Source organism: Romboutsia maritimum, assembly GCF_002251085.2.
GTDB lineage: Bacteria > Bacillota > Clostridia > Peptostreptococcales > Peptostreptococcaceae > Romboutsia_B > Romboutsia_B maritimum.
This window is the reverse complement of sequence record NZ_NOJZ02000029.1, coordinates 1-21,935: the sequence shown is the minus strand read 5'-3', so window position 1 is coordinate 21,935 and position 21,935 is coordinate 1. Positions and strand designations below refer to the sequence as shown.

The window sequence follows — 21,935 nt, the reverse complement described above, 5'->3', positions numbered from 1 at the left end:
TTACCTTACCAACTAGCTAATCAGACGCGGGTCCATCCTGTACCGCTAAAGCTTTGGTGCTTCGAAGATGTCTTCATAGCACTTTATCTCGTATTAGCATACCTTTCGGTATGTTATCCGTGTGTACAGGGCAGGTTACCCACGCGTTACTCACCCGTCCGCCGCTCTTTCCCGAAGGAAATCGCTCGACTTGCATGTGTTAGGCACGCCGCCAGCGTTCATCCTGAGCCAGGATCAAACTCTCAAATAAAAGTTTTGATGGGCTCAGATACTGTTATATATCTGGCTTTGTTTGGTTGTTTCAAATTCTATAAATTAACCTACTGTTTAATTTTCAAAGTTCTTTCATACTCTTCTCTTGAGTACTTTCTTATAATAACATCTAAAATCTTATAAGTCAATAGTTTTTATTTTATTATTTTCATTTTAAACAAATAATAGCTTACATCTAAGCAAAAATATTCTTTGATATAAGCTATTATCTTCATTTTTTTAATTTTTATACTCATTAGAACTAAAATATCTTTGAATACCAACATATATCGACCAAGCGATTTTTTCTTGATACTCTTTATCTGCTAAAAGCTTAGCTTCTTTATCATTAGACAAAAAACCACACTCTATTAAAACTGACGGTATTTCATTTTCTTTTAAAAGATATATATCTTGTGTAGATTTAATCTCACGATTATTTGTTTTATCTACAACTCTTTTTAATTCTGCTTGTATGTACTTAGATAATTCTTTACTATCATCTTTCCCCTTTGGATAAAACGTTTGTGCTCCATAATACTCAGATTGCTTAAATTTATTTAAATGAATTGATACAAACATATCCGATTTAGATTCATTTATTATTTTTTTTCGATTTTTTAAATTTTCATTATACTTTTGTCTAGTAGTTTTATTTCCACTTTCAGAGTATAAACTACTATCATCTTCCCTTGTAAGTATAACTAATCCACCACTTGATTCTATTAGTTCTCTTAGTCTTAGAGTAATAGATAAGTTTACCTCTTTTTCAGCAGTATCTTTATCTTCAGCAAGAGCTCCTGGATCTATCCCTCCATGCCCTGCATCTAAAATTATAGTTTTATTAGTTATAGGCATACACTCCATAACACCTTCAGAAACATCTTTAATCTCAAAAAATGACACTCCCATCAATAAAATACCTATAACTCCAAATACTATGTATTTTTTATATTCTCTCACAACATCACCCTGTACATTTATATTAAAAAAGACTTTGGAATATTCCAAAGTCTTTGTACAAACATATGAGATTATCTCTTTGAGAATTGTGGAGCTCTTCTTGCTGCCTTTAATCCATATTTCTTTCTTTCTTTCATTCTTGCATCTCTAGTTAAGAATCCTTCTTTCTTTAAAGCAGGTCTTAAATCTATATCAGCTTTTAATAAAGCTCTAGATATACCATGTCTTATAGCTCCAGCTTGTCCAGTGAATCCTCCACCTTCAACTTTTACTATAACATCGTATTTAGCTTCATTTCCTGTTAAAACTAATGGTTGTTTAACATCTCTTATTAATGTTTCATAGTTGAAATATTCTTCAACTGTTCTTCCATTTACTACTATATTTCCTTCACCTGCAACTAATCTTACTCTAGCAACAGAGTGCTTTCTTCTTCCTGTTCCGTAATATTGAACGTTAGCCATGATAACTCCTCCTTTCACCCGTTAATTATTATTTGAAGTTTAAAACTTCTGGATTTTGAGCTGCATGATCATGGTTAGGTCCTGCGAATACTCTTAATCTAGTCATCATTCTGCTTCTTAATTTGTTCTTTGGTAACATACCGCTTACAGCATGACTTACAACTTCTTCAGGCTTTTCTGCCATCATAGTTCTGTAAGATATTTCTTTTAATCCACCAACATATCCTGTATGGTATCTGTATAATTTTTGATCTAATTTCTTCCCTGTTAAAACTACCTTATCTGCATTTACAACAACAACGAAATCTCCACCATCTACATGTGGTGTGAAAGTAACTTTGTGCTTTCCTCTTAATACAGTCGCTATTTCAGTTGCTAAACGACCTAATGTTTTTCCTTCAGCGTCAACTAAGTACCATTTTCTTTGTACTTCAGCTGGCTTAGCTATATAACTTTTCATAGTTGTCCCTCCTTAACTTTTTTCATATAAAAATTTTACCGTTTATGTCAAGTCCGGGGCAAGTGGACTTATTAACACACTCTAACTTATTTTAATACATGCCCCCTGGTGTGTCAAGCTAATAATCAACTTTTTTAAGAAATAATCCATGAGCTGGTGCAGTATGACCACACTTAGATCTACTCTTAGCATTAATTATTTCAAACATATCTTCTTTTATTCGTCCTCGTCCTATATCTACCAACGTTCCTACTAGTATTCTTACCATGTTGTATAAGAATCCATTCCCCTCAACCTCAAAAACAATTAAATTTTCTTCTTTAGTTAATGAAACGTCATATATAGTTCTAATAGTATCCTTAACTGATGATCCAGAACTCATAAACCCTTTAAAGTCATATGTGCCTATTAACTTTTTAGACTCTTTACACATTTTTTCAAAATCAAGCTCATATTTGACATGATAAGATATATCCTTATATATTGGAGTCCTATACATACTATTATGTATCAAATATCTATATCTTTTACCTTGAGCACTATATCTTGAATGAAATTTACTGCTTACTTCTTCACATTTTACTACTGATATATCTTTGGGTAATTTTGAATTCAATGCATTCGGAATTTTATCTACAGGAATAGAAGACATTAAATTAAAATTTGCTACTTGTCCCAGTGCATGAACCCCTGCATCTGTTCTTCCTGACCCTGTTATTTTTACATTTTCTCTAGTGATTTCATAAATAGCTTTCTCTATCGTTCCTTGTATCCCTAAAGAATCTGGCTGTTGTTGCCATCCACAATAATTAAAACCATTATATTGTATTTCAATTTTTATATTTCTCATAAAATACCTCTTTAAATAAATCTAGTAGAAATAATAATACCTAGGTATACTATTTGAATAACACATGATATATAATCATTTCTGGTCATGAGAGCTTCTTTCATTTTTGTTCTATTATATCCACCTCTATAGCATCTTGCTTCCATAGCCATAGCAAGTTCATCTGCCCTTCTAAATGCACTAACAAACAACGGTACTAATAATGGTACCAAATTTTTAGCTCTATTTATAATGTTCTTACTCTCAAAATCAGCTCCCCTAGACATTTGAGCTTTCATTATTTTGTCAGTTTCATCTAATAAAGTTGGTATAAATCTTAATGCAATAGTCATCATCATCGCTAGTTCATGAACTGGTAATCCAACTTTTTTTAATGGATTTAAAAGTCTCTCTATGCCATCTGTAAGCTCTATAGGCGATGTCGTCAATGTTAACAACGAAGTCCCAACTACTAATAAAATTAATCTTATTGCCATAAATACAGCTTGCTCTATACCTTGTCTAGTTATATTCATAAATCCAAAAGACCAAATTACATCTCCCGGAAGGAAAAATATATTTATTACAAATGTAAATAATATAATCCATCTAAGAGGTTTTATTCCCTTAAAGATATACTTCATAGGTATTTTAGACATTTTTATAATACCAACCATAAATACCAACACTATAAAGTATGGCCAAAATTTATTTATTATAAATAAAGATATCATAAATATAAATGTGGCTATAAGTTTCATTCTAGAGTCTAGTTTATGAATAACAGAATCGGACGGATAATACTGTCCTATAGTTATATCTTTTAACATTTTTTTCTCCCTCTCATAACTTTAAGAATTTCTTGTTTAGCTTCTTCTACAGTTATTATATCTTGACTTATATCAAAACCTTTGTCCCTAAGCTTTATAGCTAATTCTAAAGGTTGTGGAACATCAAGACCTATTTCTTTTAGTCTTTTTACATTATCCTTAAAAACGCTCCTAGGAGAGCCCATAAATTCAATTTTTCCTTTATTCATGACAATTATAGTTTTTGCCATTTTAGCCATATCATCCATACTATGAGAAGATAAAATTATAGTCATATTATGATTTTCATGTAATTTTTTTATAAGTCCAAAAATTTCATCCCTTCCGCCAGGATCTAATCCTGCCGTCGGTTCGTCTAATATTAAAACTTCAGGCTCCATAGCTATAACTCCAGCTATAGCCACCCTACGTTTTTGACCTCCCGATAACTCAAAAGGTGATTTATCTTTAAATTCGTCATAATGTAGCCCTACAGATTCCATCGATGTTTTAACCCTCTTGTCTACTTCATTCGCTTCTAATCCTAAATTATAAGGTCCAAATGCTATATCCTTAGCTACAGTTTCTTCGAAAAGTTGATATTCTGGGTATTGAAATACTACTCCAACTCTTTTTCTTATTTCTGTAAGATTTAGATTCTCATTTGTTATATTAAAACCATTTATGAAAATTTCACCAGAAGCAGGTTTTAATATACCATTTAAATGTTGTATTAATGTTGATTTTCCAGAACCTGTATGTCCTATAAGGCCAACGAAATCTCTATCTTTTATTTCAAATGATATATCATCTAATGCCTTACTAGCAAAAGGCATATCTTCATTGTATATATGTGTTAAATTTTTTACTATAATTGACATAATTCCATCACCATCTCATCTACAGTTAATATGTTACTTTCAATATTTAATCCTTCTTTCTTAAGTTCGCTAGATAACTCAGTCATACAAGGTACATCTAATCCTATTTTTTTTAATTTATCTATATTTGAAAATACCTCTTTAGGTGTTCCCTCTAAAATTTTTCTACCCTTTTCCATAACTACAACTCTATCTGCCTCTACTGCCTCTTCCATAAAATGAGTTATGTGTATAGTAGTTATATTTTCTTTTTTATTTAATCTCTTTATAGTTTTCATTACTTCTTTTCTTCCAGATGGATCTAACATAGCTGTAGCCTCATCGAATATAATACACTTAGGTTTCATTGCTATTATTCCTGCTATAGCTACCCTTTGCTTTTGACCTCCTGACAACAAATGAGGTTGTCTATCTCTTAATTCATATATTCCTACACTTTTTAAAGATTCATCTACTCTTTTTCTAATTTCTTTAGATTCTAATCCTAGATTTTCTGGCCCAAATGCAACATCCTCTTCTACAACAGTTGCAACTATTTGATTATCCGGATTTTGAAATACCATACCTGCTGTTTGTCTTATATTCCATACATTTTCTTCATCCTTAGTATTTATGCCATCAATTATAATGTCACCTTCACTTGGAAGTAGTATCGCATTTAGATTTTTAGATAAAGTCGACTTACCAGATCCATTATGACCTATTATCACTAAAAATTCACCTTGACTTACATTTAAACTCAATCTATCTATCGCTTTAAACTTAGATTCCTCTGTTATATATTCAAACGATATATTATTTACTTCTACTATATTATCCATTAATCATACTCCTTCTCAATAAGCAGTGAGTTTAAAAAACCATTTTAAATAGTATTATACCATAATTACTAATAAAAATGATATTTCGATTTTATATAAAAATCCATTCAAAATAAAAAAGGACTAAGCTATTAAGCTTAATCCTTCCTACTATACTAATTCTATAAAAGCCATTTCAGCGGCGTCGCCTCTTCTTGGTCCTTTTTTGATTATTCTAGTATATCCACCATTTCTCTCAGCATACTTTGGAGCTAAATCAGTGAATAAATTGTTAACTACAGTTTCATCCATAACATAAGCTAAAACTTGTCTTCTAGCGTGAAGATCCCCTCTTTTAGCAAGAGTTATCATCTTTTCTGCCATTCTACGAGTTTCCTTAGCTCTTGTTACTGTAGTTTCTATTCTACCACTTCTTAGTAAGTCTGTTACTAAGTTTCTTAACATAAGGTTTCTGTGCGATGTTACACGTCCTAATTTACGGTAATTAGCCATGCTTATTCCCTCCTTTGCTCACTATTCTTCGCTTGGTTTAAGACCTAGGCCAAGTTCTTCTAACTTTTGAATTACTTCTTCAAGAGACTTTTTACCAAGGTTTCTAACCTTCATCATATCATCTTCAGATTTATTAGCTAATTCTTCAACTGTATTTATTCCCGCTCTCTTTAAACAGTTGTATGATCTAACTGATAAATCTAATTCTTCTATAGTCATTTCAAGAACTTTTTCTTTTTGGTCTTCTTCTTTTTCTACCATTATCTCAACACTGCTTACATGCTCTGTTAAGTCTATGAATAGATTTAAATGTTCAACTAATACTTTTGCTGCAAGTGATATTCCTTCTTGAGGATTTATACTTCCATTAGTCCATACTTCAAGTATTAATTTATCATAATCTGACTTTTGACCTACTCTTGTGTTTTCCACATGGTAGCTCATTTTTTCAACAGGAGTATATATTGAGTCTACAGGTAAAACACCTATAGGCATATGCTCTGTTTTATTTTCTTCAGCAGAAACATAACCTCTACCTTTACCTATGTTTATTTCCATATTAAGTTTAGCATTATCATCTAGCGTAGCTATATGTAAATCTTCGCTTAATATTTCAACATCTGGAGGACATATTATGTCTGATCCTTTGATAGAGCATGGTCCTTGAGCTTCTATTTTAAGTGTTCTATTTCCTTCACCATCTATAGTAGCTGAAAGCTCTTTTAATGCTAATATTATTTCTGTAACATCTTCTTTAACTCCTGGTACTGTAGAGAATTCATGTAGAACTCCATCTATTTTTATAGAATTTACTGCAACACCTGGTAAAGAAGATAATAATATTCTTCTTAAAGCATTACCTATAGTTATTCCATATCCTCTTTCTAGAGGCTCTATGACAAACTTTCCATATCTATAGTCTTCGCTAAGTTCGATTATATCTACTTTTGGTTTTTCTATTTCTATCATGGACAAAACCCTCCTTAAAATTTATTAATCCACTGAGGGTAAACAAAATCTCAAAATTAGTTTGAGAACATGCTTATTACTTAGAGTAAAGCTCTATGATTAAGTGTTCTGCTATTTCAAGATCTATATCTTCTCTTGATGGCATTGCAACAACTTTAGCTGTCATTTGCTCTACGTTAGCTTCTAACCATTTAGGAGCTATTCTTGAGTTAGCTTCAACTAAAGCTTTGAATTTAGCAGAAGATTTAGAAGTTTCTTTAACTGCTATAACATCTCCAACTTTAACAGTTATTGAAGGTATATCTACCTTTTTACCATTGAAAGTGAAGTGACCATGAGTTACTAATTGTCTAGCTTCTTTTCTAGAAGATGCTAATCCCATTCTGTAAACTACATTATCTAATCTTCTTTCTAATAAACTTAATAAGTTTTCCCCTACTATGCCTTGCATTTTTTCAGCACGTTCATATAAGTTTCTGAATTGAGTTTCTAAAACTCCATATATTCTTTTAACTTTTTGTTTTTCTCTTAATTGTAATCCATAGTTAGAAACTTTCTTTCTTCCTTGTCCATGTTGTCCTGGAGCATAGTTTCTCTTAACTATAGCACATTTATCTGTATAACATCTATCACCTTTAAGGAATAATTTCATTCCCTCTCTACGGCATTGTCTGCATGATGCACCAGTATATCTTGCCATTTCTTTACACCTCCTATTATCCTCTGTTTAAATTACACTCTTCTTCTTTTTGGCGGTCTACATCCGTTGTGTGGTATTGGAGTAACGTCTTTTATCATAGTTACTTCTAATCCAGTTGCTTGTAAAGCTCTTATTGCAGCTTCTCTTCCTGATCCAGGACCTTTAACGAATACTTCTACGCTCTTTAATCCATGCTCCATAGCAGCTTTTGCAGCTGTTTCAGCAGCCATTTGAGAAGCGAAAGGAGTTGCTTTTCTTGATCCTTTGAATCCTAATTGTCCTGAACTTGCCCAAGATATAGCATTTCCATGAACATCAGTTAAAGTTATTATTGTATTGTTAAAAGTAGATTGTATATGAGCATGACCACGTTCTATGTTCTTACGTTCTCTTCTTCTAACACGTGTAGCTTTCTTTTTTGGTTTAGCCATTGTTTTCCCTCCTTACCTAATTATGTTATTTTATTATTTTTTCTTCTTACGAGATACAGTTTTTCTAGGACCTTTTCTAGTTCTAGCATTAGTCTTAGTTCTTTGTCCTCTTAGTGGAAGACCTTTAGCATGTCTCATACCTCTGTAACATTTTATATCTCTTAATCTCTTTATGTTTAAAGCGATCTCTCTTCTTAAGTCACCTTCAACTAAGAAATCAGCGTCTATTATTTTTCTTAATTCATTAACTTGATCTTCTGATAAATCTTTTATTCTTATATCAGGATTTATCTCAGCTTTAGCTAATATTTCATTAGCAGTAGCTTTACCTATACCATATATATAAGTTAAGCCTATCTCTGCTCTTTTTTCTCTAGGTAAATCTACCCCAGCTATTCTTGCCATAAATTCGCACCTCCTACAACTAGTTTATAGTGTTAAAATTTTAATATCATATTAATCCGAAGCCAGATTTTTTAACGACTTTAATGCTTTTTTGTTAACATCACAGTTTAATATTATACTATAAAAATTAACAAAATGCTAGTAATAATTTATTAACCTTGTTTTTGCTTGTGCTTAGGATTTTCACAGATAACCATTACTTTTCCTTTTCTTTTTATAACTTTGCACTTTTCACACATTGGTTTTACTGATGGTCTTACTTTCATTATTATTCCCTCCTTAGACTAATTATTAAAATAGTCTACTTCTTACGCCAAGTAATTCTTCCTCTTGTAAGGTCATATGGAGAAAGTTCAACATTTACCTTATCACCTTCAAGAATTCTTATGAAGTTCATTCTTAGCTTTCCAGATAAATGACATAATACTTCATGTCCATTTTCTAATTTTACTTTAAACATAGCATTAGGTAAGTTTTCAACAACTGTACCTTCAAATTCTATAACATCTTTTTTGGCCATTAACTAACCAGACCTCCATTCAACAAGCTAAATAAATAAATTTAACTTAGTAAGTTCAGCTCTTAAAAAAGCATCTGTCATCGTTTGATCAGATACTATTTTGTTCTTAACTTTATTATTAATAACATTAAATCTTTTTAAGTGCTTAACTTTCTTTAGCTTAGGTCTTTCAAGTTTTCGTTTTTTTCCATCAGATATCAAAACATATTCATGGTCAATTATTTTCACTACGAAAAATATTCTTCCTTTTTCTTTACCTGCGGAAACTTCAACAACTTGACCTACACTTAAATCATTTGATAGCACTTTTTTCACCTACTTTTAAGATTAAAACTTTGTTAATATCAAAGGCTCATCTTCAGTAATCGCTATCGTATGCTCATAATGAGCTGAGTTTTTTCCATCTATTGTTACGATAGTCCACTCATCTGCTAAAGTCTTTACATGGTAACGACCTGCGTTAACCATAGGCTCTATAGCTATGACCATTCCTTCTTGAAGTCTTGGTCCTTTTCCTGGTGGTCCATAATTAGGAACTTGAGGATCTTCATGAAGTTCTGAGCCAACTCCATGACCTACTAAATCTCTAACTATTGAGAACCCATATTTTTCAACGTGTGCTTGTATTGCGTGTGAGATATCAGAAAGTCTATATCCTAGTTTAGCAAACTTTAATCCTTCATAGAAGCTTTCTCTTGTTACTTCTATTAATTTCCTATTTTCTTCAGATATCATACCTACTCCATGAGTTTTCGCAGAGTCTCCATGATATCCTTTATAATAGGCTCCTACATCTAAGCTTATAATGTCTCCCTCTTTAACTATATGATTTCCAGGTATTCCATGTACAACTTGATCATTGATAGATGCACATATACTACCAGGAAAACCACCATAGCCTTTAAAAGATGGTACTGCATTATATTTTTTTATATTCTCTTCAGCTATTTTATCTAACTCTAAAGTAGATATTCCCGGAATAATAGCTTCTTTTAAAATTTGATGAGTCTCAGCAACTATTTTACCTGCTTCTCTCATCATTTCTATTTCTTTTTTTGACTTTAAAATGATCATTATTTTTCACTTCCTAGAGCAGCCACTATATCCTTAAATACATTGTCTATAGATTGTTCTCCATTTATGTTAGATATTATACCTTTTTTAGTATAATAATCAGCTAATGGTTTGGTTTCATCTAAATAAACTTGTATTCTCTTTGATACAGTTTCTTCATTATCATCTGCTCTTTGGTATAACTCTCCTTGGCATACATTGCATATACCTTCATTTTGAGGAGCGTTGAACTCTATATGATACGTAGCTCCGCAAGATTTACATATTCTTCTTCCAACAGCTCTTGATACTAATATACTTTTATCAACCTCTATATTAATTACATTAGTTAATTCTATATTAGCTTCTTTTAAAAACGTATCTAGTTGTTCAGCTTGAGATACATTTCTTGGAAATCCATCTAACATGAATCCTTTTTCACAGTCCTTTTGAGTTATTCTATCAGTAACTAAACCTACAGTCAACTCATCTGGAACTAATAAACCTTGATCCATGTATTCTTTAGCTTTCTTTCCAAGATCTGTTCCCTCTTTTATATTCTTTCTGAATATATCTCCTGTTGATATATGAGGTATGTTGTATTTTTCAACTATTCCTGCAGCTTGTGTGCCTTTTCCAGCTCCAGGAGGTCCAAGTAATATAATTCTCATACTATCATCTCCAATTTATTTTAAGAAACCTTGATAGCTTCTCATAACTAAATTTGATTCTAATTGTCTCTTAAGTTCTAAAGCAACACCTACTACTATTAATAATGATGTACCAACTAATGTTATATTAAGTTTCATAAAGAACATAATAAATGCTGATATCATTACTATTACAGCTAGGAATAAAGCTCCAGCTAGAGTCAATCTCGATAATATTCTATTTAAATAATCTATAGTAGACTTACCTGGTCTAATACCTGGTATGAATCCTCCATTATTTTTCATATTATTTGATATATCTTCTGTATTAAAGGTTACAGTAGTATAGAAATAAGAGAAGAATACTATCAACAGAACTTCAATACTCCTATATATCCAAACTCCTGGAGACGCCATTGGGTTCATGTAAGTTTGAATAAAGCTTTGAGCATCTGCACCCATAAACATTGCTATAGTTTGAGGAAAAGCTAAAAGTGAACTAGCAAAAATTACTGGTATAACTCCTGATTGATTAACTTTCATAGGTATATGAGAACTTTGTCCTCCATACATTTTTCTTCCAACAACTCTTTTAGCGTATTGTACAGGTATTTTTCTTGTGGCTTCTTGTATATATGTAACAGCTGCTATAGTAAGAAGAATCACTACTACTAATAATGCTACTGCCCATATTTGTATAGTTCCACTTTTTATTTGAGCTACAACCTGAATAACATCTGATGGTATTCTAGCTATGATCCCAACAAATATTATTATTGAACTTCCATTACCTAATCCTTTTTCAGTAATTTTGTCCCCTATCCACATTAATAACATACTAGCTGCAACTAATGTTAATATTACTGTAGCTACAAAGAATACACTATTTGATTTCAAATAATTTTTTGCAAACCCTAGGGTAATTCCTATTGCTTGTACAAAAGCTAATGCTAATGCTATATATTTAGTGTATTTATTAATCTTTTTCTTACCTTCTTCACCAGACTTTTGAAGTTCTTCCAAACTTTCAAAACCTACAGTTAGAAGTTGTATTATGATAGATGCGGTTATATATGGTCCTACTCCTAAAGCAAATACTGTAAAGTTCCCTAAGGCCCCTCCAGTGAACATATTATATAAGGAAAGTAGACTACTTTCGCCTACCAATTTCCTTATAGAATCTGTGTTTACCCCAGGTACAGGTATTGTCGTCCCTATCCTGAATACTAAAATCATCATCAAAGTATATATTATTTTTTTTCTTACATCTTTAAGTTTCCAAGCCTGTTTTAACTGTGACAACACGTTAACTCACCCCGCCTGTAATAAATAGAAGAGCAGAGATTAAACTAATTCTGCTTTTCCTCCAGCTTTTTCTATCTTCTCTTGAGCTGAAGCAGTAAACTTAGCAACTTTAACTGTTACAGCTTTTTCTAAGTTTCCTTCTCCTAATACTTTAACGCCGTCTTTTTCTATTTTGCTTATAGCTCCTGTAGATTTTAATAGTTCAGCTGTTATTTCTGTTCCATTTTCAAATCTATTTAATAATTCAACGTTAATTTCTGTGTAAACTTTCTTACATGGATTCTTGAAGCCTCTCTTAGGAAGTCTTCTAGCTAATGGCATTTGACCACCTTCAAATCCAACTCTTACTCCACCACCTGAACGAGACTTTTGTCCTTTTTGTCCACGTCCTGCAGTTTTACCTTGTCCAGTAGCAGTACCTCTACCTAATCTTTTCTTAGATTTCACTGCACCTTCAGCAGGTTTTAACTCATGTAATTTCATGGATTGCACCTCCTTCTCTTGCTTGTAACAAAATTATTCAGCTATTTCAGTTACTTCAACTAAATGCTTAACTTTATTTATCATCCCTCTTGTTTGGGCATTATCTTCTTTAACAACTACTTGTTCTCTTTTTCTTAATCCTAACGCTTCTACGTTCTTTCTTTGGTTAGGAGTAGTTCCTATAGTACTTCTAACTAACTTTATTTGTAATTTAGCCATTTTTCACTACCTCCTTAGCCTAGAAGATCTTCAACTTTTTTACCTCTAAGCTTAGCTATATCTTCAACTGTTTTTAGAGAGTTAAGTCCTTCTATTGTAGCATTTACCATATTTCTTGGATTGTTAGATCCTAAAGATTTAGCTCTAACGTCTTTTAGTCCAGCTAACTCAAGTACAGCTCTAGCAGGTCCACCAGCTATAACTCCTGTACCTTCTTTAGCAGGCATTATTAATATTTTTCCTGATCCGAAGTGTCCGTTTACTTCGTGAGGAATAGTTGTACCAACCATTGGTACGTGTATAAGATTCTTTTTAGCATCTTCTACAGCTTTTCTTATAGCATCTGGTACTTCCATTGCTTTACCAGTACCTATACCAACGTGTCCGTTTTCATCTCCAACAACTACTAAAGCAGCAAATCTGAAGTTTCTACCACCTTTAACAACTTTAGTAACACGTCTTACTTCAACAACTTTTTCTTTCATGTCAAGTTGTCTTGCATCTATTGGCTTACGACGTAGCATGTGTTTCCCTCCTTCTTATTAGAACTTAAGACCAGCTTCTCTTGCAGCTTCAGCTAATTCTTTTATTCTTCCGTGATATAAGTATCCACCTCTATCAAATATAACATCAGTGATTCCTTTTTCTACAGCTTTTTTGGCAACCATTTCTCCAACTTTTTTAGCTGCTTCTTTGTTTCCTGTATGATTAACAGCACCCTTAACTTCTGCATCTAAAGAAGATGCAGCAACAAGAGTTACTCTATTTGTGTCATCTATTATTTGAGCGTATATATTATTAGCACTTCTGAACACACATAATCTTGGTCTTTGAGTAGTTCCAGATATTTTTCTACGAACTCTCTTATGTCTTTGAAGTCTCTTTGCGTTTTTATCAGCTTTATTTAACACCGAGCTCACTCCTTTCTAACATTTAAGTTTGGTATTATTTCTTACCAGTTTTTCCTTCTTTACGTCTTACAACTTCACCAGCGTATCTTATACCTTTACCTTTGTATGGCTCTGGTTTTCTCCAAGCTCTTATCTTAGCAGCATAGTTACCTACTAATTGCTTGTCTATTCCTTTAACTATTAACTCAGTTTGGTTAGGAGCTTCAACAGTTATACCTTCTGGATCTTCCATTTCTACTGGATGAGAGTATCCTAAGTTCATAACTAATTTGCTTCCTTGTTTTTGAGCTCTGTATCCAACACCAACTAATTCTAATTTCTTTTCGAAACCATTAGTAACACCTACAACCATATTATCTAATAAAGTTCTAGTTAATCCGTGTAAAGATTTGTGTAATTTATTGTTTGTTGGTCTTTCAACAAGTATAGTACTTTCCTCTTGCTTTATAGTTAATGCACCATCAAGTTGCTTAGTTAAAGTTCCTTTTGGTCCTTTAACTGTAACGAAGTTTCCTTCAGCTATAGTTACTTCAACACCTGCTGGTACTGTTATTGGTTTAACACCTATTCTTGACATAGTCGCACCTCCTTACATTGTTCGTTTTTATTACCAAACGTAGCAGATTACTTCTCCACCAACATTTTCTTTTCTTGCTTGCTTATCAGTTAATATTCCTTTAGAAGTAGATATTACTGATATTCCTAATCCATTTAGTACTCTTGGCACTTCATGATTAGCAGCGTAAACTCTCATACCAGGTTTAGATATTCTCTTAAGACCTGTTATAACTCTTTCGCCTGTTTGTCCGTACTTTAATTGTATTCTTATTATTCCTTGTTTTCCATCTTCTATAACATCATAACCTCTAATGAATCCTTCTTCTAATAAGATTCTAGCTAGTTCTTTCTTTATATTAGAGGCAGGAACATCAACAGTTTCATGCTTAACCACATTAGCGTTTCTTATACGAGTAAGCATATCTGCAATTGGATCTGTCATTGTCATATTGAAACCCTCCTTCCATTCTTAGCTGATTTCTACCAGCTTGCTTTTCTAACACCAGGTATTTGACCCTTATAAGCTAATTCTCTAAAGCATATACGACATATACCGAATTTTCTTAAAACTGAGTGTGGTCTCCCACATATAGTACATCTTGTGTACTCTCTAGTAGCATATTTTTGCTTTTTTTGTTGCTTAACAACCATTGCTTTTCTAGCCACTGGAATCCCTCCTTTTTGTTTGCTTAGAAAATGTGCTTTCTAAGCTTACTTAGAAAACGGCATTCCTAATAATTTTAATAACTCACGAGCTTCTTCGTCAGTCTTAGCTGTAGTAACAAATATTATATCCATTCCTCTTACTTTATCTACTTTATCGTATTCTATTTCAGGGAATATTAATTGTTCTTTAACACCTAGAGCATAGTTTCCTCTACCATCGAAAGCGTTAGGATTAACTCCTCTGAAGTCTCTAACTCTTGGTAAAGATACAGATACTAACTTGTCCATGAAGTAGAACATTTTGTCAGCTCTTAATGTAACTTTTGCTCCTATTGGCATTCCTTCTCTTAATTTGAAGTTAGCTACTGATTTTCTAGCTTTAGTAGTAACTGGTTTTTGTCCTGAGATTATTTCCATCTCTTCTACAGCTTTTTCTAATCCTTTTGGATTTTCTCTAGCGTCACCTATACCCATGTTCATAACTATTTTATCTAACTTAGGTATTTCCATAACATTTTTGTATCCAAATTTCTCCATTAAAGCAGGAGCAACTTCTTTCATGTATTTTTCTTGTAATCTAGAAGCCATTTAAGGTCCCTCCTTTCAAGCAATATTATATTTCTTTTCCGCTCTTAACTGATACTCTTACTTTTTTTCCATCTTTCATTTCAAATCTAACTCTTGTCCCTTTTCCTGTTTCAGGATCAAATGGCATTATGTTAGATATATGAATTGGAGCTTCTTTGTTTATTATTCCACCTTGTGGGTTTATAGCACTTGGCTTTTGGTGTTTAGTTATTACGTTTACACCTTCAACTAATACTTTATTAGTTTTAGGGAATATACTAACAACTGAACCTTTTTTACCTTTATCTTTACCTGCTATAACTACAACAGTATCACCTTTTTTAACACGCATCATGTCCTATTGCACCTCCTTATTATAGTACTTCTGGAGCAAGAGAAACTATTTTCATAAATTCGTTGTCTCTTAACTCTCTAGCAACAGGCCCGAATATACGAGTTCCTACTGGAGTCTTATCATCTTTGATTATAACAGCAGCATTCTCGTCGAAAGATATATAACTTCCGTCTTTACGTCTAACGCCTTGTTTGCTTCTTACTATAACAGCTTTAACAACTTTACCTTTTTTTACAACTCCACCAGGTGTTGCACTTTTAACAGTAGCAACTATTACGTCGCCTATGTTACCATATCTTCTCTTACTTCCGCCTAGTACACGTATACATAATATTTCTTTAGCACCAGAATTATCAGCAACTTTTAAACGTGTTTCTTGTTGTACCATACCGTAATCCCTCCTTTTCCAAAAAAACTACTTAACTTTTTCAACAACTTCAACTAGTCTGAATCTCTTGTCTTTAGATAAAGGTCTAGTTTCCATTATTTTAACTCTATCTCCGATTCTACATACGTTTTGTTCATCATGAGCCTTGAACTTTTTAGTTCTCTTAACTGGCTTATTGTATAATGGATGACGTACGAAATCTTCAACAGCAACAACTATAGTTTTATCCATTTTGTCACTTACAACACGGCCTATTCTTACTTTTCTGCTTCCTCTTTCCATGTTAAAAAGCCTCCTTTCCAAATTAAGCTCTAGTTTCGTTTAACTTTCTTTCAGCAAGGATAGTTTTCACTCTAGCTATATCCTTTTTAACAAACTTGATTCTTGCTGTGTTTTCTAATTGACCAGTAGCTAATTGGAATCTTAAGCTAAATAATTCACTTTTGAAATCGTTTAATTTATTCATTAGCTCTTCGCTTGTTAAATCTCTTATTTCTTTAGCTTTCATCCTATTCACCACCCTTTACTTCTAAATCTTCACGCTTAACAAACTTACATTTTATAGGAAGTTTGTGCATAGCAAGTCTCATTGCTTCTCTTGCTTTATCTTCAGGAACACCTGCTAATTCGAACATAACTCTTCCTGGTTTAACTACAGCTACCCAGTATTCTGGAGAACCTTTACCAGCACCCATACGAGTTTCAGCTGGTTTTCTTGTTACAGGCTTATGTGGGAATATTTTTATCCAAACCTTCCCGCCTCTTTTTATATATCTAGTCATCGCGATTCTGGCAGCTTCTATTTGGTTAGAAGTTATCCAAGAAGCTTCCATTGCAACTAATCCAAACTCTCCGTAAGTAACTTTGTTACCTTTTTGAGCTTTTCCAGCCATACTTCCTCTATGAACTCTACGACGCTTTACTCTCTTTGGCATTAACATGAGTATTTCCTCCTTCCTTGAACCTTACTTATATTAATTTTCTTTGTTTTCAGTTCTTTGAGGTCTTGATCCTTGAGGTCTTTGTCCTCTATTATTATTTCTGTTATCATTTCCTCTTCTGTTATCATTTCTTCTGTTATCTCTTCTATCGTTTCTTCTGTTATCTCTTCTATCGTTTCTTCTGTTGTCTCTTCTTTCTTCTCTTGGATTTACACCGTTTCTAGTTGGTAAAACTTCACCGTTGCATATCCAAACTTTTATACCTATTTTTCCATAAGTAGTATCAGCTTCAGCGAAACCATAATCGATATCAGCTCTTAAAGTTTGTAAAGGTACATTTCCTTCACTATATCCTTCAGTTCTAGCCATTTCTGCTCCACCTAATCTACCTGATGCAGAAACTTTTATACCTTTAGCTCCTGATTTTAAAGCTCTTTGTATAGCTTGTTTCATAGCTCTTCTGAAAGCAACTCTTCTTTCTATAGCTAAAGCTATGTTCTCTGCTACTAATTGAGCATTTTTATCAGTGTTTCTAACTTCAACTATGTTAACTATAACACTTTTCTTTGTCATTTTTTCTAATTCAGCTTTTAATGCATCTATTCCAGCACCAGCTCTTCCTATAACTACACCTGGCTTAGCAACGTGTAAGTCTAGTTTTATTTTGTTAGCTGATCTTTCTATTTCTATTTTAGCAACTCCAGCTGAGTATAATCTTTTCTTTAAGAATTTACGTACATTATGGTCTTCTAATAATAAGTTTCCGAACTCTTTTTTATCAGTAGTGAACCATCTTGAGTCCCAATCTTTTATAACACCGACTCTTAGTCCGTGTGGATTAACCTTTTGTCCCATTATTTTCCCTCCTATCTTTTAACTATTTTTTTTCCTTAAGAACAACCTCTATATGAGAAGTTCTTTTTCTTATCATTGTTGCACGTCCCATTGCTCTAGGCATGAATCTCTTCATTGTAGGTCCTTGGTTTGCAACTATTGATGCTACGTATAAATTTTCAACGTCCATCTCATGGTTGTTTTCAGCGTTAGCTTTAGCAGATTTTACAACCTTAGCTATTATCGAAGCTGCTCCTCTTGGAGTGAACTTTAATATTGCTAATGCTTCATCAACATTCTTTCCTCTAACAAGGTCACAAACTTGACCTGCCTTTCTTGGAGATACACGTACATATTTTGCAGTTGCTTTTGCTTCCATTATTATTCCTCCTTTCCTAGTCAGAATTCATTATTTTCTCTTATTAGATTTTTCGTCGTCCTTGTGTCCTTTAAAAGTTCTAGTAGGAACGAACTCACCTAATTTGTGTCCAACCATATCTTCTGTTACATATACAGGAACATGTCTTCTTCCATCATGAACAGCTATAGTATGTTCTACCATTTGAGGGAAAATTGTTGAAGTTCTTGACCAAGTCTTAATAACTTCTCTATTTCCAGAAGCGTTCATAGCCTCTATTTTCTTTAAAAGTCTCGCATGGACGAAAGGTCCTTTTTTAGTTGATCTTGACATTTAATTTCCTCCTTTCCGAGCAAAAATAAATCTATTACAATCTATTATTTAGTTCTTCTTGATACTATTAACTTATCAGAAGCTTTATTTTTCTTTCTAGTTTTGTATCCAAGAGCTGGTTTACCCCATGGAGTAACAGGTGATGGTCTACCTATTGGAGATCTACCTTCCCCTCCACCGTGTGGATGGTCACAAGGGTTCATTACAGAACCTCTAACAGTAGGTCTTATACCCATATGTCTTTTTCTACCTGCTTTACCTATAACTACGTTACCATGTTCTATGTTTCCAACTTGTCCTATTGTAGCTTTACAATTTATGCTAACAAGTCTCATTTCTCCTGAAGGTAATCTTAATAATGCATTTTTACCTTCTTTAGCCATTAATTGTGCAGAAACTCCAGCAGATCTAACTAATTGAGCTCCTTTTCCTGGCTTTAATTCTATGTTGTGTATTACAGTACCAACTGGCATATCCTTTAATGCTAATGCATTTCCTGGTTTTATGTCAGATGTTGGTCCTGATAATATTGTATCTCCAACATTTAATCCAACTGGTGCTAATATATATCTTTTTTCACCATCTGCATAGTTTAATAAAGCTATGTTAGCAGTTCTGTTTGGATCGTATTCTATAGTAGCTACCTTTGCAGGTACTCCATCTTTATTTCTTTTGAAATCTATTATTCTATATTTTCTTCTGTTTCCTCCACCTCTGTGACGAACAGTTATCTTTCCGTGTGCATTTCTACCAGAATTTTTCTTTAAAGAAACTAAAAGAGATCTTTCTGGTTCGTTGCAAGTTATTTCATCAGAAACTAAAACTGTCATTTGTCTTAAGGCAGGAGAAGTTGGTTTAAACTTTTTTATAGCCATCTGTTTTCCCTCCTTCGTTTGTTAGGATATTACATACCTTGGAAGAATTCTATATCTTTGCTATCAGCAGTTAATTTAACTACTGCTTTCTTAAAGCTTGCAGTTCTTCCTTCATGTCTACCCATTCTCTTAACTTTTCCATCGTAGTTTAATGTGTTTACTTTTTCTACATTAACTCCGAAAACTTTTTCTACAGCTTTCTTTATTTCAGTTTTGTTAGTATTCTTAGCCACAACAAAAGTATATTTTTTCTCAGTCATCTCAGCCATACTTTGCTCAGTTACAACTGGTCTTATTATTATATCATGTGGATTAGTCATTATGCGTACACCTCCTCCACTTTTTTAACAGCGTCTGTAGTTATTATGAACGAATCATATTTTAATATATCGTAAACGTTTATAGTGTTAACTAATGCAGTTGCAACACCTTCTAAGTTTGCAGCTGATTTTATCACGTTTTCGTTCTTTTCTGACATCACTACTAAAGCTTTTTTAGCAGAATTTACATTTTTTAATATTTGAGCGAATTCTTTAGTCTTAGGAGCTTCCATATTTAAAGCATCTAATACTATCATTTCACCATTTTGTACTTTAGCAGTTAAAGCACTCTTTATTGCTAATCTTCTTACCTTTCTAGGTAATGTGTAGCTGTAATCTCTTGGCTTAGGTGCAAAAGCAACTCCTCCGCCTACCCATTGTACAGCTCTTATAGAACCTTGTCTAGCTCTACCTGTTCCTTTTTGTTTCCAAGGTTTTCTTCCGCCACCTCTAACTTCTGCTCTAGTTTTAGCAGATTGAGTACCTTGTCTCTTGTTTGCTAATTGGTTTTTAACAACCTCATATAAAACATGTTCATTAACTTCTACGTTAAATATAGAATCTGTTAATTCTATTTCTCCAACGTTTTGTCCATTAATATTTAATACATTTAATTTTGGCATTGTGCTTCCTCCTTTCTTAGGTTAGTCATTATTTAGAAGACTTAACAGCTTCTTTTATAGTTACTACTGAACCTTTAGCTCCTGGTATAGCACCTTTAACTAATATAAGGTTTTTATCAGTGTCTACTTTAACAACTTCTAAGTTTTGAACTGTAACCTTAACGCTACCCATGTGTCCAGCTAATTTTTTGTTCTTGAAAACTCTACCAGGGAATGAACAAGCACCCATTGAACCTGGTCTTCTGTGGTATCTAGAACCGTGAGATTCAGGACCTCTTGATTGACCATGTCTTTTTATTGGACCTTGGAATCCCTTACCTTTACTTATTCCAGTAACATCTATTGCTTCACCTGTTTCAAATATATCAGCTTTTATTTCTTGTCCAACTGTATATCCTTCAACAGAATCTACTCTGAATTCTTTTAAGTGTTTCTTTAAAACATTAGCAGCAGCTAAATGACCTTTTTGAGGTTTGTTTAAAGATTTTTCTTTAGCATCTCCAAATCCTATTTGGATTGCATTGTATCCGTCTTTCTCAACTGTTTTTATTTGAGTTACAACGATAGGTCCTGCCTCAACAACTGTTACAGGTACTACTATACCTTCTTCAGTGAATATTTGAGTCATACCTATTTTTTTTCCTAATATTCCTTTCATATTAGCACCTCCTATAATTCTTACAGCGGATTACCCGTTTAGGTAATCATTCTAAGATAAGTCGCCTTATAGGATAAATATCTTAGGGGTTCTTATAATTTTATTTCTATATCAACACCAGCTGGTAAGTCTAATCTCATTAATGAGTCAACTGTCTTAGGTGTTGGGTTTGCTATATCTATTAATCTTTTATGAGTTCTTATTTCGAACTGTTCTCTAGAATCTTTATACTTATGAACAGCTCTTAATATAGTCACAATTTGCTTTTCAGTTGGAAGTGGCACAGGTCCTGAAACTTGTGATCCAGCTTTTTTAGCAGTTTCAACTATTTTTCCAGCTGAAAAATCTAATAATTTGTGATCATATGACTTTAATCTTATTCTTATCTTTTCATTGTTAGCCATTTTAATTTCCCTCCTTTATCGCACTTTTAATCTTTTAAAGTTAAATAACTAATACCGATACACTGCTCCGGGTGTGTTGTATTTTCATACTCAGTATTTAGTCATAAACTAACTAAGATTTAATTTAATAATTTCGTATCTCTCAAGCACACTATTATATTTTATATCATTATTTACATTTTATCAAGTTTTTTTTATAATTTCACAAACTTTATTTTACATATGTAAAACTTTCTCGCAAACTTGACTTTTTCTTCTAACAAAGCACTAACTTAGTATATACGTTTTATAACATATTGTCAATAAAATATAACATGTATATTATTACTATTTAATTTTTTTCAAAAAATAAAGAGAGAGTATCACTACCCCCTCTTTTATCTAATTCCTGTTAAGAAAATTATTCCATTATAGAAGCAACAACACCTGATGCTACTG

The 21,935-nt window shown here is 32.8% G+C and carries 39 protein-coding genes and 1 rRNA gene; all 40 read right to left on the bottom strand.

Annotated features, from left to right (window positions below; genetic code table 11):
- Window positions 1–250, bottom strand: a 16S ribosomal RNA gene (locus tag CHF27_RS11990); the annotation flags it as partial.
- 242 nt (window positions 251–492) lie between these two features.
- On the bottom strand, window positions 493–1,215 hold the full coding sequence (cwlD, locus tag CHF27_RS11985) for an N-acetylmuramoyl-L-alanine amidase CwlD (protein WP_095406292.1): 723 nt from the start codon (window positions 1,213–1,215) through the stop codon (window positions 493–495).
- Window positions 1,216–1,286: 71 nt separating this feature from the next.
- A complete protein-coding gene (gene rpsI / locus CHF27_RS11980) occupies window positions 1,287–1,679 on the bottom strand; it encodes a 30S ribosomal protein S9 (RefSeq protein WP_095406293.1) in 393 nt (130 codons plus the stop codon).
- Between the two features lie 28 nt (window positions 1,680–1,707).
- Window positions 1,708–2,139, bottom strand: a complete 432-nt coding sequence (gene rplM / locus CHF27_RS11975; RefSeq protein ID WP_095406294.1) for a 50S ribosomal protein L13 — start codon at window positions 2,137–2,139, stop codon at window positions 1,708–1,710.
- A 118-nt stretch (window positions 2,140–2,257) separates the two neighbouring features.
- A complete protein-coding gene (gene truA, locus CHF27_RS11970; RefSeq protein ID WP_095406295.1) occupies window positions 2,258–2,989 on the bottom strand; it encodes a tRNA pseudouridine(38-40) synthase TruA in 732 nt (243 codons plus the stop codon).
- Between the two features lie 11 nt (window positions 2,990–3,000).
- Window positions 3,001–3,798, bottom strand: a complete 798-nt coding sequence (locus CHF27_RS11965; protein WP_095406296.1) for an energy-coupling factor transporter transmembrane component T family protein — start codon at window positions 3,796–3,798, stop codon at window positions 3,001–3,003.
- The gene (locus CHF27_RS11960) at window positions 3,792–4,658 is read right to left on the bottom strand and encodes an energy-coupling factor transporter ATPase (protein WP_095406297.1); all 867 of its coding nucleotides are present in this window, start codon (window positions 4,656–4,658) and stop codon (window positions 3,792–3,794) included. The genes CHF27_RS11965 and CHF27_RS11960 overlap by 7 nt, the downstream gene beginning before the upstream one ends.
- Window positions 4,646–5,479, bottom strand: a complete 834-nt coding sequence (locus CHF27_RS11955) for an energy-coupling factor transporter ATPase (RefSeq protein WP_095406298.1) — start codon at window positions 5,477–5,479, stop codon at window positions 4,646–4,648. The genes CHF27_RS11960 and CHF27_RS11955 overlap by 13 nt, the downstream gene beginning before the upstream one ends.
- A gap of 150 nt (window positions 5,480–5,629) precedes the next feature.
- Entirely contained in the window at window positions 5,630–5,971 is a 342-nt protein-coding gene (gene rplQ, locus CHF27_RS11950) for a 50S ribosomal protein L17 (protein ID WP_095406299.1), read from the bottom strand.
- A gap of 21 nt (window positions 5,972–5,992) precedes the next feature.
- Window positions 5,993–6,940, bottom strand: a complete 948-nt coding sequence (locus CHF27_RS11945; protein ID WP_095406300.1) for a DNA-directed RNA polymerase subunit alpha — start codon at window positions 6,938–6,940, stop codon at window positions 5,993–5,995.
- A gap of 76 nt (window positions 6,941–7,016) precedes the next feature.
- Window positions 7,017–7,640 carry a 30S ribosomal protein S4 gene (rpsD, locus tag CHF27_RS11940; RefSeq protein WP_095406301.1) on the bottom strand — a complete coding sequence of 208 codons (624 nt, stop codon included), beginning with the start codon at window positions 7,638–7,640 and terminating at the stop codon, window positions 7,017–7,019.
- Window positions 7,641–7,672: 32 nt separating this feature from the next.
- Window positions 7,673–8,071, bottom strand: a complete 399-nt coding sequence (gene rpsK, locus CHF27_RS11935) for a 30S ribosomal protein S11 (protein WP_095406302.1) — start codon at window positions 8,069–8,071, stop codon at window positions 7,673–7,675.
- Between the two features lie 33 nt (window positions 8,072–8,104).
- Complete coding sequence (gene rpsM, locus CHF27_RS11930) at window positions 8,105–8,476, bottom strand: 30S ribosomal protein S13 (RefSeq protein WP_095406303.1); 372 nt, start codon at window positions 8,474–8,476, stop codon at window positions 8,105–8,107.
- Between the two features lie 152 nt (window positions 8,477–8,628).
- Window positions 8,629–8,742 carry a 50S ribosomal protein L36 gene (gene rpmJ / locus CHF27_RS11925; RefSeq protein ID WP_017753001.1) on the bottom strand — a complete coding sequence of 38 codons (114 nt, stop codon included), beginning with the start codon at window positions 8,740–8,742 and terminating at the stop codon, window positions 8,629–8,631.
- Window positions 8,743–8,777: 35 nt separating this feature from the next.
- Complete coding sequence (infA, locus tag CHF27_RS11920; RefSeq protein ID WP_094367843.1) at window positions 8,778–8,996, bottom strand: translation initiation factor IF-1; 219 nt, start codon at window positions 8,994–8,996, stop codon at window positions 8,778–8,780.
- 27 nt (window positions 8,997–9,023) lie between these two features.
- On the bottom strand, window positions 9,024–9,302 hold the full coding sequence (locus CHF27_RS11915) for a KOW domain-containing RNA-binding protein (protein WP_095406304.1): 279 nt from the start codon (window positions 9,300–9,302) through the stop codon (window positions 9,024–9,026).
- A 21-nt stretch (window positions 9,303–9,323) separates the two neighbouring features.
- Complete coding sequence (gene map, locus CHF27_RS11910; RefSeq protein ID WP_095406305.1) at window positions 9,324–10,070, bottom strand: type I methionyl aminopeptidase; 747 nt, start codon at window positions 10,068–10,070, stop codon at window positions 9,324–9,326.
- Window positions 10,070–10,720, bottom strand: coding sequence for an adenylate kinase (locus CHF27_RS11905; protein ID WP_095406306.1), 651 nt, complete (start codon window positions 10,718–10,720; stop codon window positions 10,070–10,072). The genes map and CHF27_RS11905 overlap by 1 nt, the downstream gene beginning before the upstream one ends.
- Before the next feature lie 15 nt (window positions 10,721–10,735).
- Window positions 10,736–12,004, bottom strand: a complete 1,269-nt coding sequence (gene secY / locus CHF27_RS11900; RefSeq protein ID WP_095406307.1) for a preprotein translocase subunit SecY — start codon at window positions 12,002–12,004, stop codon at window positions 10,736–10,738.
- A 39-nt stretch (window positions 12,005–12,043) separates the two neighbouring features.
- Complete coding sequence (rplO, locus tag CHF27_RS11895; RefSeq protein WP_095406308.1) at window positions 12,044–12,487, bottom strand: 50S ribosomal protein L15; 444 nt, start codon at window positions 12,485–12,487, stop codon at window positions 12,044–12,046.
- A gap of 33 nt (window positions 12,488–12,520) precedes the next feature.
- A complete protein-coding gene (rpmD, locus tag CHF27_RS11890; RefSeq protein ID WP_095406309.1) occupies window positions 12,521–12,706 on the bottom strand; it encodes a 50S ribosomal protein L30 in 186 nt (61 codons plus the stop codon).
- 14 nt (window positions 12,707–12,720) lie between these two features.
- A complete protein-coding gene (rpsE, locus tag CHF27_RS11885; protein WP_095406310.1) occupies window positions 12,721–13,230 on the bottom strand; it encodes a 30S ribosomal protein S5 in 510 nt (169 codons plus the stop codon).
- An 18-nt stretch (window positions 13,231–13,248) separates the two neighbouring features.
- Window positions 13,249–13,617, bottom strand: coding sequence for a 50S ribosomal protein L18 (gene rplR, locus CHF27_RS11880; RefSeq protein WP_095406311.1), 369 nt, complete (start codon window positions 13,615–13,617; stop codon window positions 13,249–13,251).
- Window positions 13,618–13,651: 34 nt separating this feature from the next.
- Complete coding sequence (gene rplF, locus CHF27_RS11875) at window positions 13,652–14,194, bottom strand: 50S ribosomal protein L6 (protein WP_095406312.1); 543 nt, start codon at window positions 14,192–14,194, stop codon at window positions 13,652–13,654.
- A 30-nt stretch (window positions 14,195–14,224) separates the two neighbouring features.
- Window positions 14,225–14,623 carry a 30S ribosomal protein S8 gene (gene rpsH / locus CHF27_RS11870; protein ID WP_095406313.1) on the bottom strand — a complete coding sequence of 133 codons (399 nt, stop codon included), beginning with the start codon at window positions 14,621–14,623 and terminating at the stop codon, window positions 14,225–14,227.
- A 32-nt stretch (window positions 14,624–14,655) separates the two neighbouring features.
- Window positions 14,656–14,841, bottom strand: coding sequence for a type Z 30S ribosomal protein S14 (locus tag CHF27_RS11865; RefSeq protein ID WP_021127555.1), 186 nt, complete (start codon window positions 14,839–14,841; stop codon window positions 14,656–14,658).
- A 45-nt stretch (window positions 14,842–14,886) separates the two neighbouring features.
- Window positions 14,887–15,429, bottom strand: a complete 543-nt coding sequence (gene rplE / locus CHF27_RS11860) for a 50S ribosomal protein L5 (RefSeq protein ID WP_095406314.1) — start codon at window positions 15,427–15,429, stop codon at window positions 14,887–14,889.
- Window positions 15,430–15,454: 25 nt separating this feature from the next.
- Window positions 15,455–15,760, bottom strand: a complete 306-nt coding sequence (gene rplX / locus CHF27_RS11855) for a 50S ribosomal protein L24 (protein WP_095406326.1) — start codon at window positions 15,758–15,760, stop codon at window positions 15,455–15,457.
- Window positions 15,761–15,782: 22 nt separating this feature from the next.
- Window positions 15,783–16,151, bottom strand: a complete 369-nt coding sequence (gene rplN, locus CHF27_RS11850) for a 50S ribosomal protein L14 (protein WP_095406315.1) — start codon at window positions 16,149–16,151, stop codon at window positions 15,783–15,785.
- 27 nt (window positions 16,152–16,178) lie between these two features.
- Window positions 16,179–16,433, bottom strand: coding sequence for a 30S ribosomal protein S17 (gene rpsQ / locus CHF27_RS11845; RefSeq protein WP_095406316.1), 255 nt, complete (start codon window positions 16,431–16,433; stop codon window positions 16,179–16,181).
- Window positions 16,434–16,455: 22 nt separating this feature from the next.
- The gene (gene rpmC, locus CHF27_RS11840; protein WP_095406317.1) at window positions 16,456–16,659 is read right to left on the bottom strand and encodes a 50S ribosomal protein L29; all 204 of its coding nucleotides are present in this window, start codon (window positions 16,657–16,659) and stop codon (window positions 16,456–16,458) included.
- Window position 16,660: 1 nt separating this feature from the next.
- The gene (gene rplP / locus CHF27_RS11835; RefSeq protein WP_095406318.1) at window positions 16,661–17,092 is read right to left on the bottom strand and encodes a 50S ribosomal protein L16; all 432 of its coding nucleotides are present in this window, start codon (window positions 17,090–17,092) and stop codon (window positions 16,661–16,663) included.
- 33 nt (window positions 17,093–17,125) lie between these two features.
- Window positions 17,126–17,947, bottom strand: coding sequence for a 30S ribosomal protein S3 (gene rpsC / locus CHF27_RS11830; protein WP_095406319.1), 822 nt, complete (start codon window positions 17,945–17,947; stop codon window positions 17,126–17,128).
- Between the two features lie 22 nt (window positions 17,948–17,969).
- Entirely contained in the window at window positions 17,970–18,305 is a 336-nt protein-coding gene (gene rplV, locus CHF27_RS11825; protein WP_095406320.1) for a 50S ribosomal protein L22, read from the bottom strand.
- Between the two features lie 30 nt (window positions 18,306–18,335).
- Window positions 18,336–18,617, bottom strand: a complete 282-nt coding sequence (rpsS, locus tag CHF27_RS11820) for a 30S ribosomal protein S19 (protein ID WP_095406321.1) — start codon at window positions 18,615–18,617, stop codon at window positions 18,336–18,338.
- A gap of 44 nt (window positions 18,618–18,661) precedes the next feature.
- On the bottom strand, window positions 18,662–19,492 hold the full coding sequence (gene rplB, locus CHF27_RS11815; RefSeq protein ID WP_095406322.1) for a 50S ribosomal protein L2: 831 nt from the start codon (window positions 19,490–19,492) through the stop codon (window positions 18,662–18,664).
- Window positions 19,493–19,521: 29 nt separating this feature from the next.
- Complete coding sequence (gene rplW / locus CHF27_RS11810; protein WP_095406323.1) at window positions 19,522–19,812, bottom strand: 50S ribosomal protein L23; 291 nt, start codon at window positions 19,810–19,812, stop codon at window positions 19,522–19,524.
- Complete coding sequence (gene rplD / locus CHF27_RS11805; protein WP_095406324.1) at window positions 19,812–20,435, bottom strand: 50S ribosomal protein L4; 624 nt, start codon at window positions 20,433–20,435, stop codon at window positions 19,812–19,814. The genes rplW and rplD overlap by 1 nt, the downstream gene beginning before the upstream one ends.
- Window positions 20,436–20,463: 28 nt before the next feature.
- Window positions 20,464–21,093, bottom strand: a complete 630-nt coding sequence (gene rplC / locus CHF27_RS11800) for a 50S ribosomal protein L3 (protein ID WP_095406325.1) — start codon at window positions 21,091–21,093, stop codon at window positions 20,464–20,466.
- A 92-nt stretch (window positions 21,094–21,185) separates the two neighbouring features.
- The gene (gene rpsJ, locus CHF27_RS11795; RefSeq protein ID WP_026899713.1) at window positions 21,186–21,497 is read right to left on the bottom strand and encodes a 30S ribosomal protein S10; all 312 of its coding nucleotides are present in this window, start codon (window positions 21,495–21,497) and stop codon (window positions 21,186–21,188) included.
- Between the last annotated feature and the right edge of the window lie 438 nt (window positions 21,498–21,935).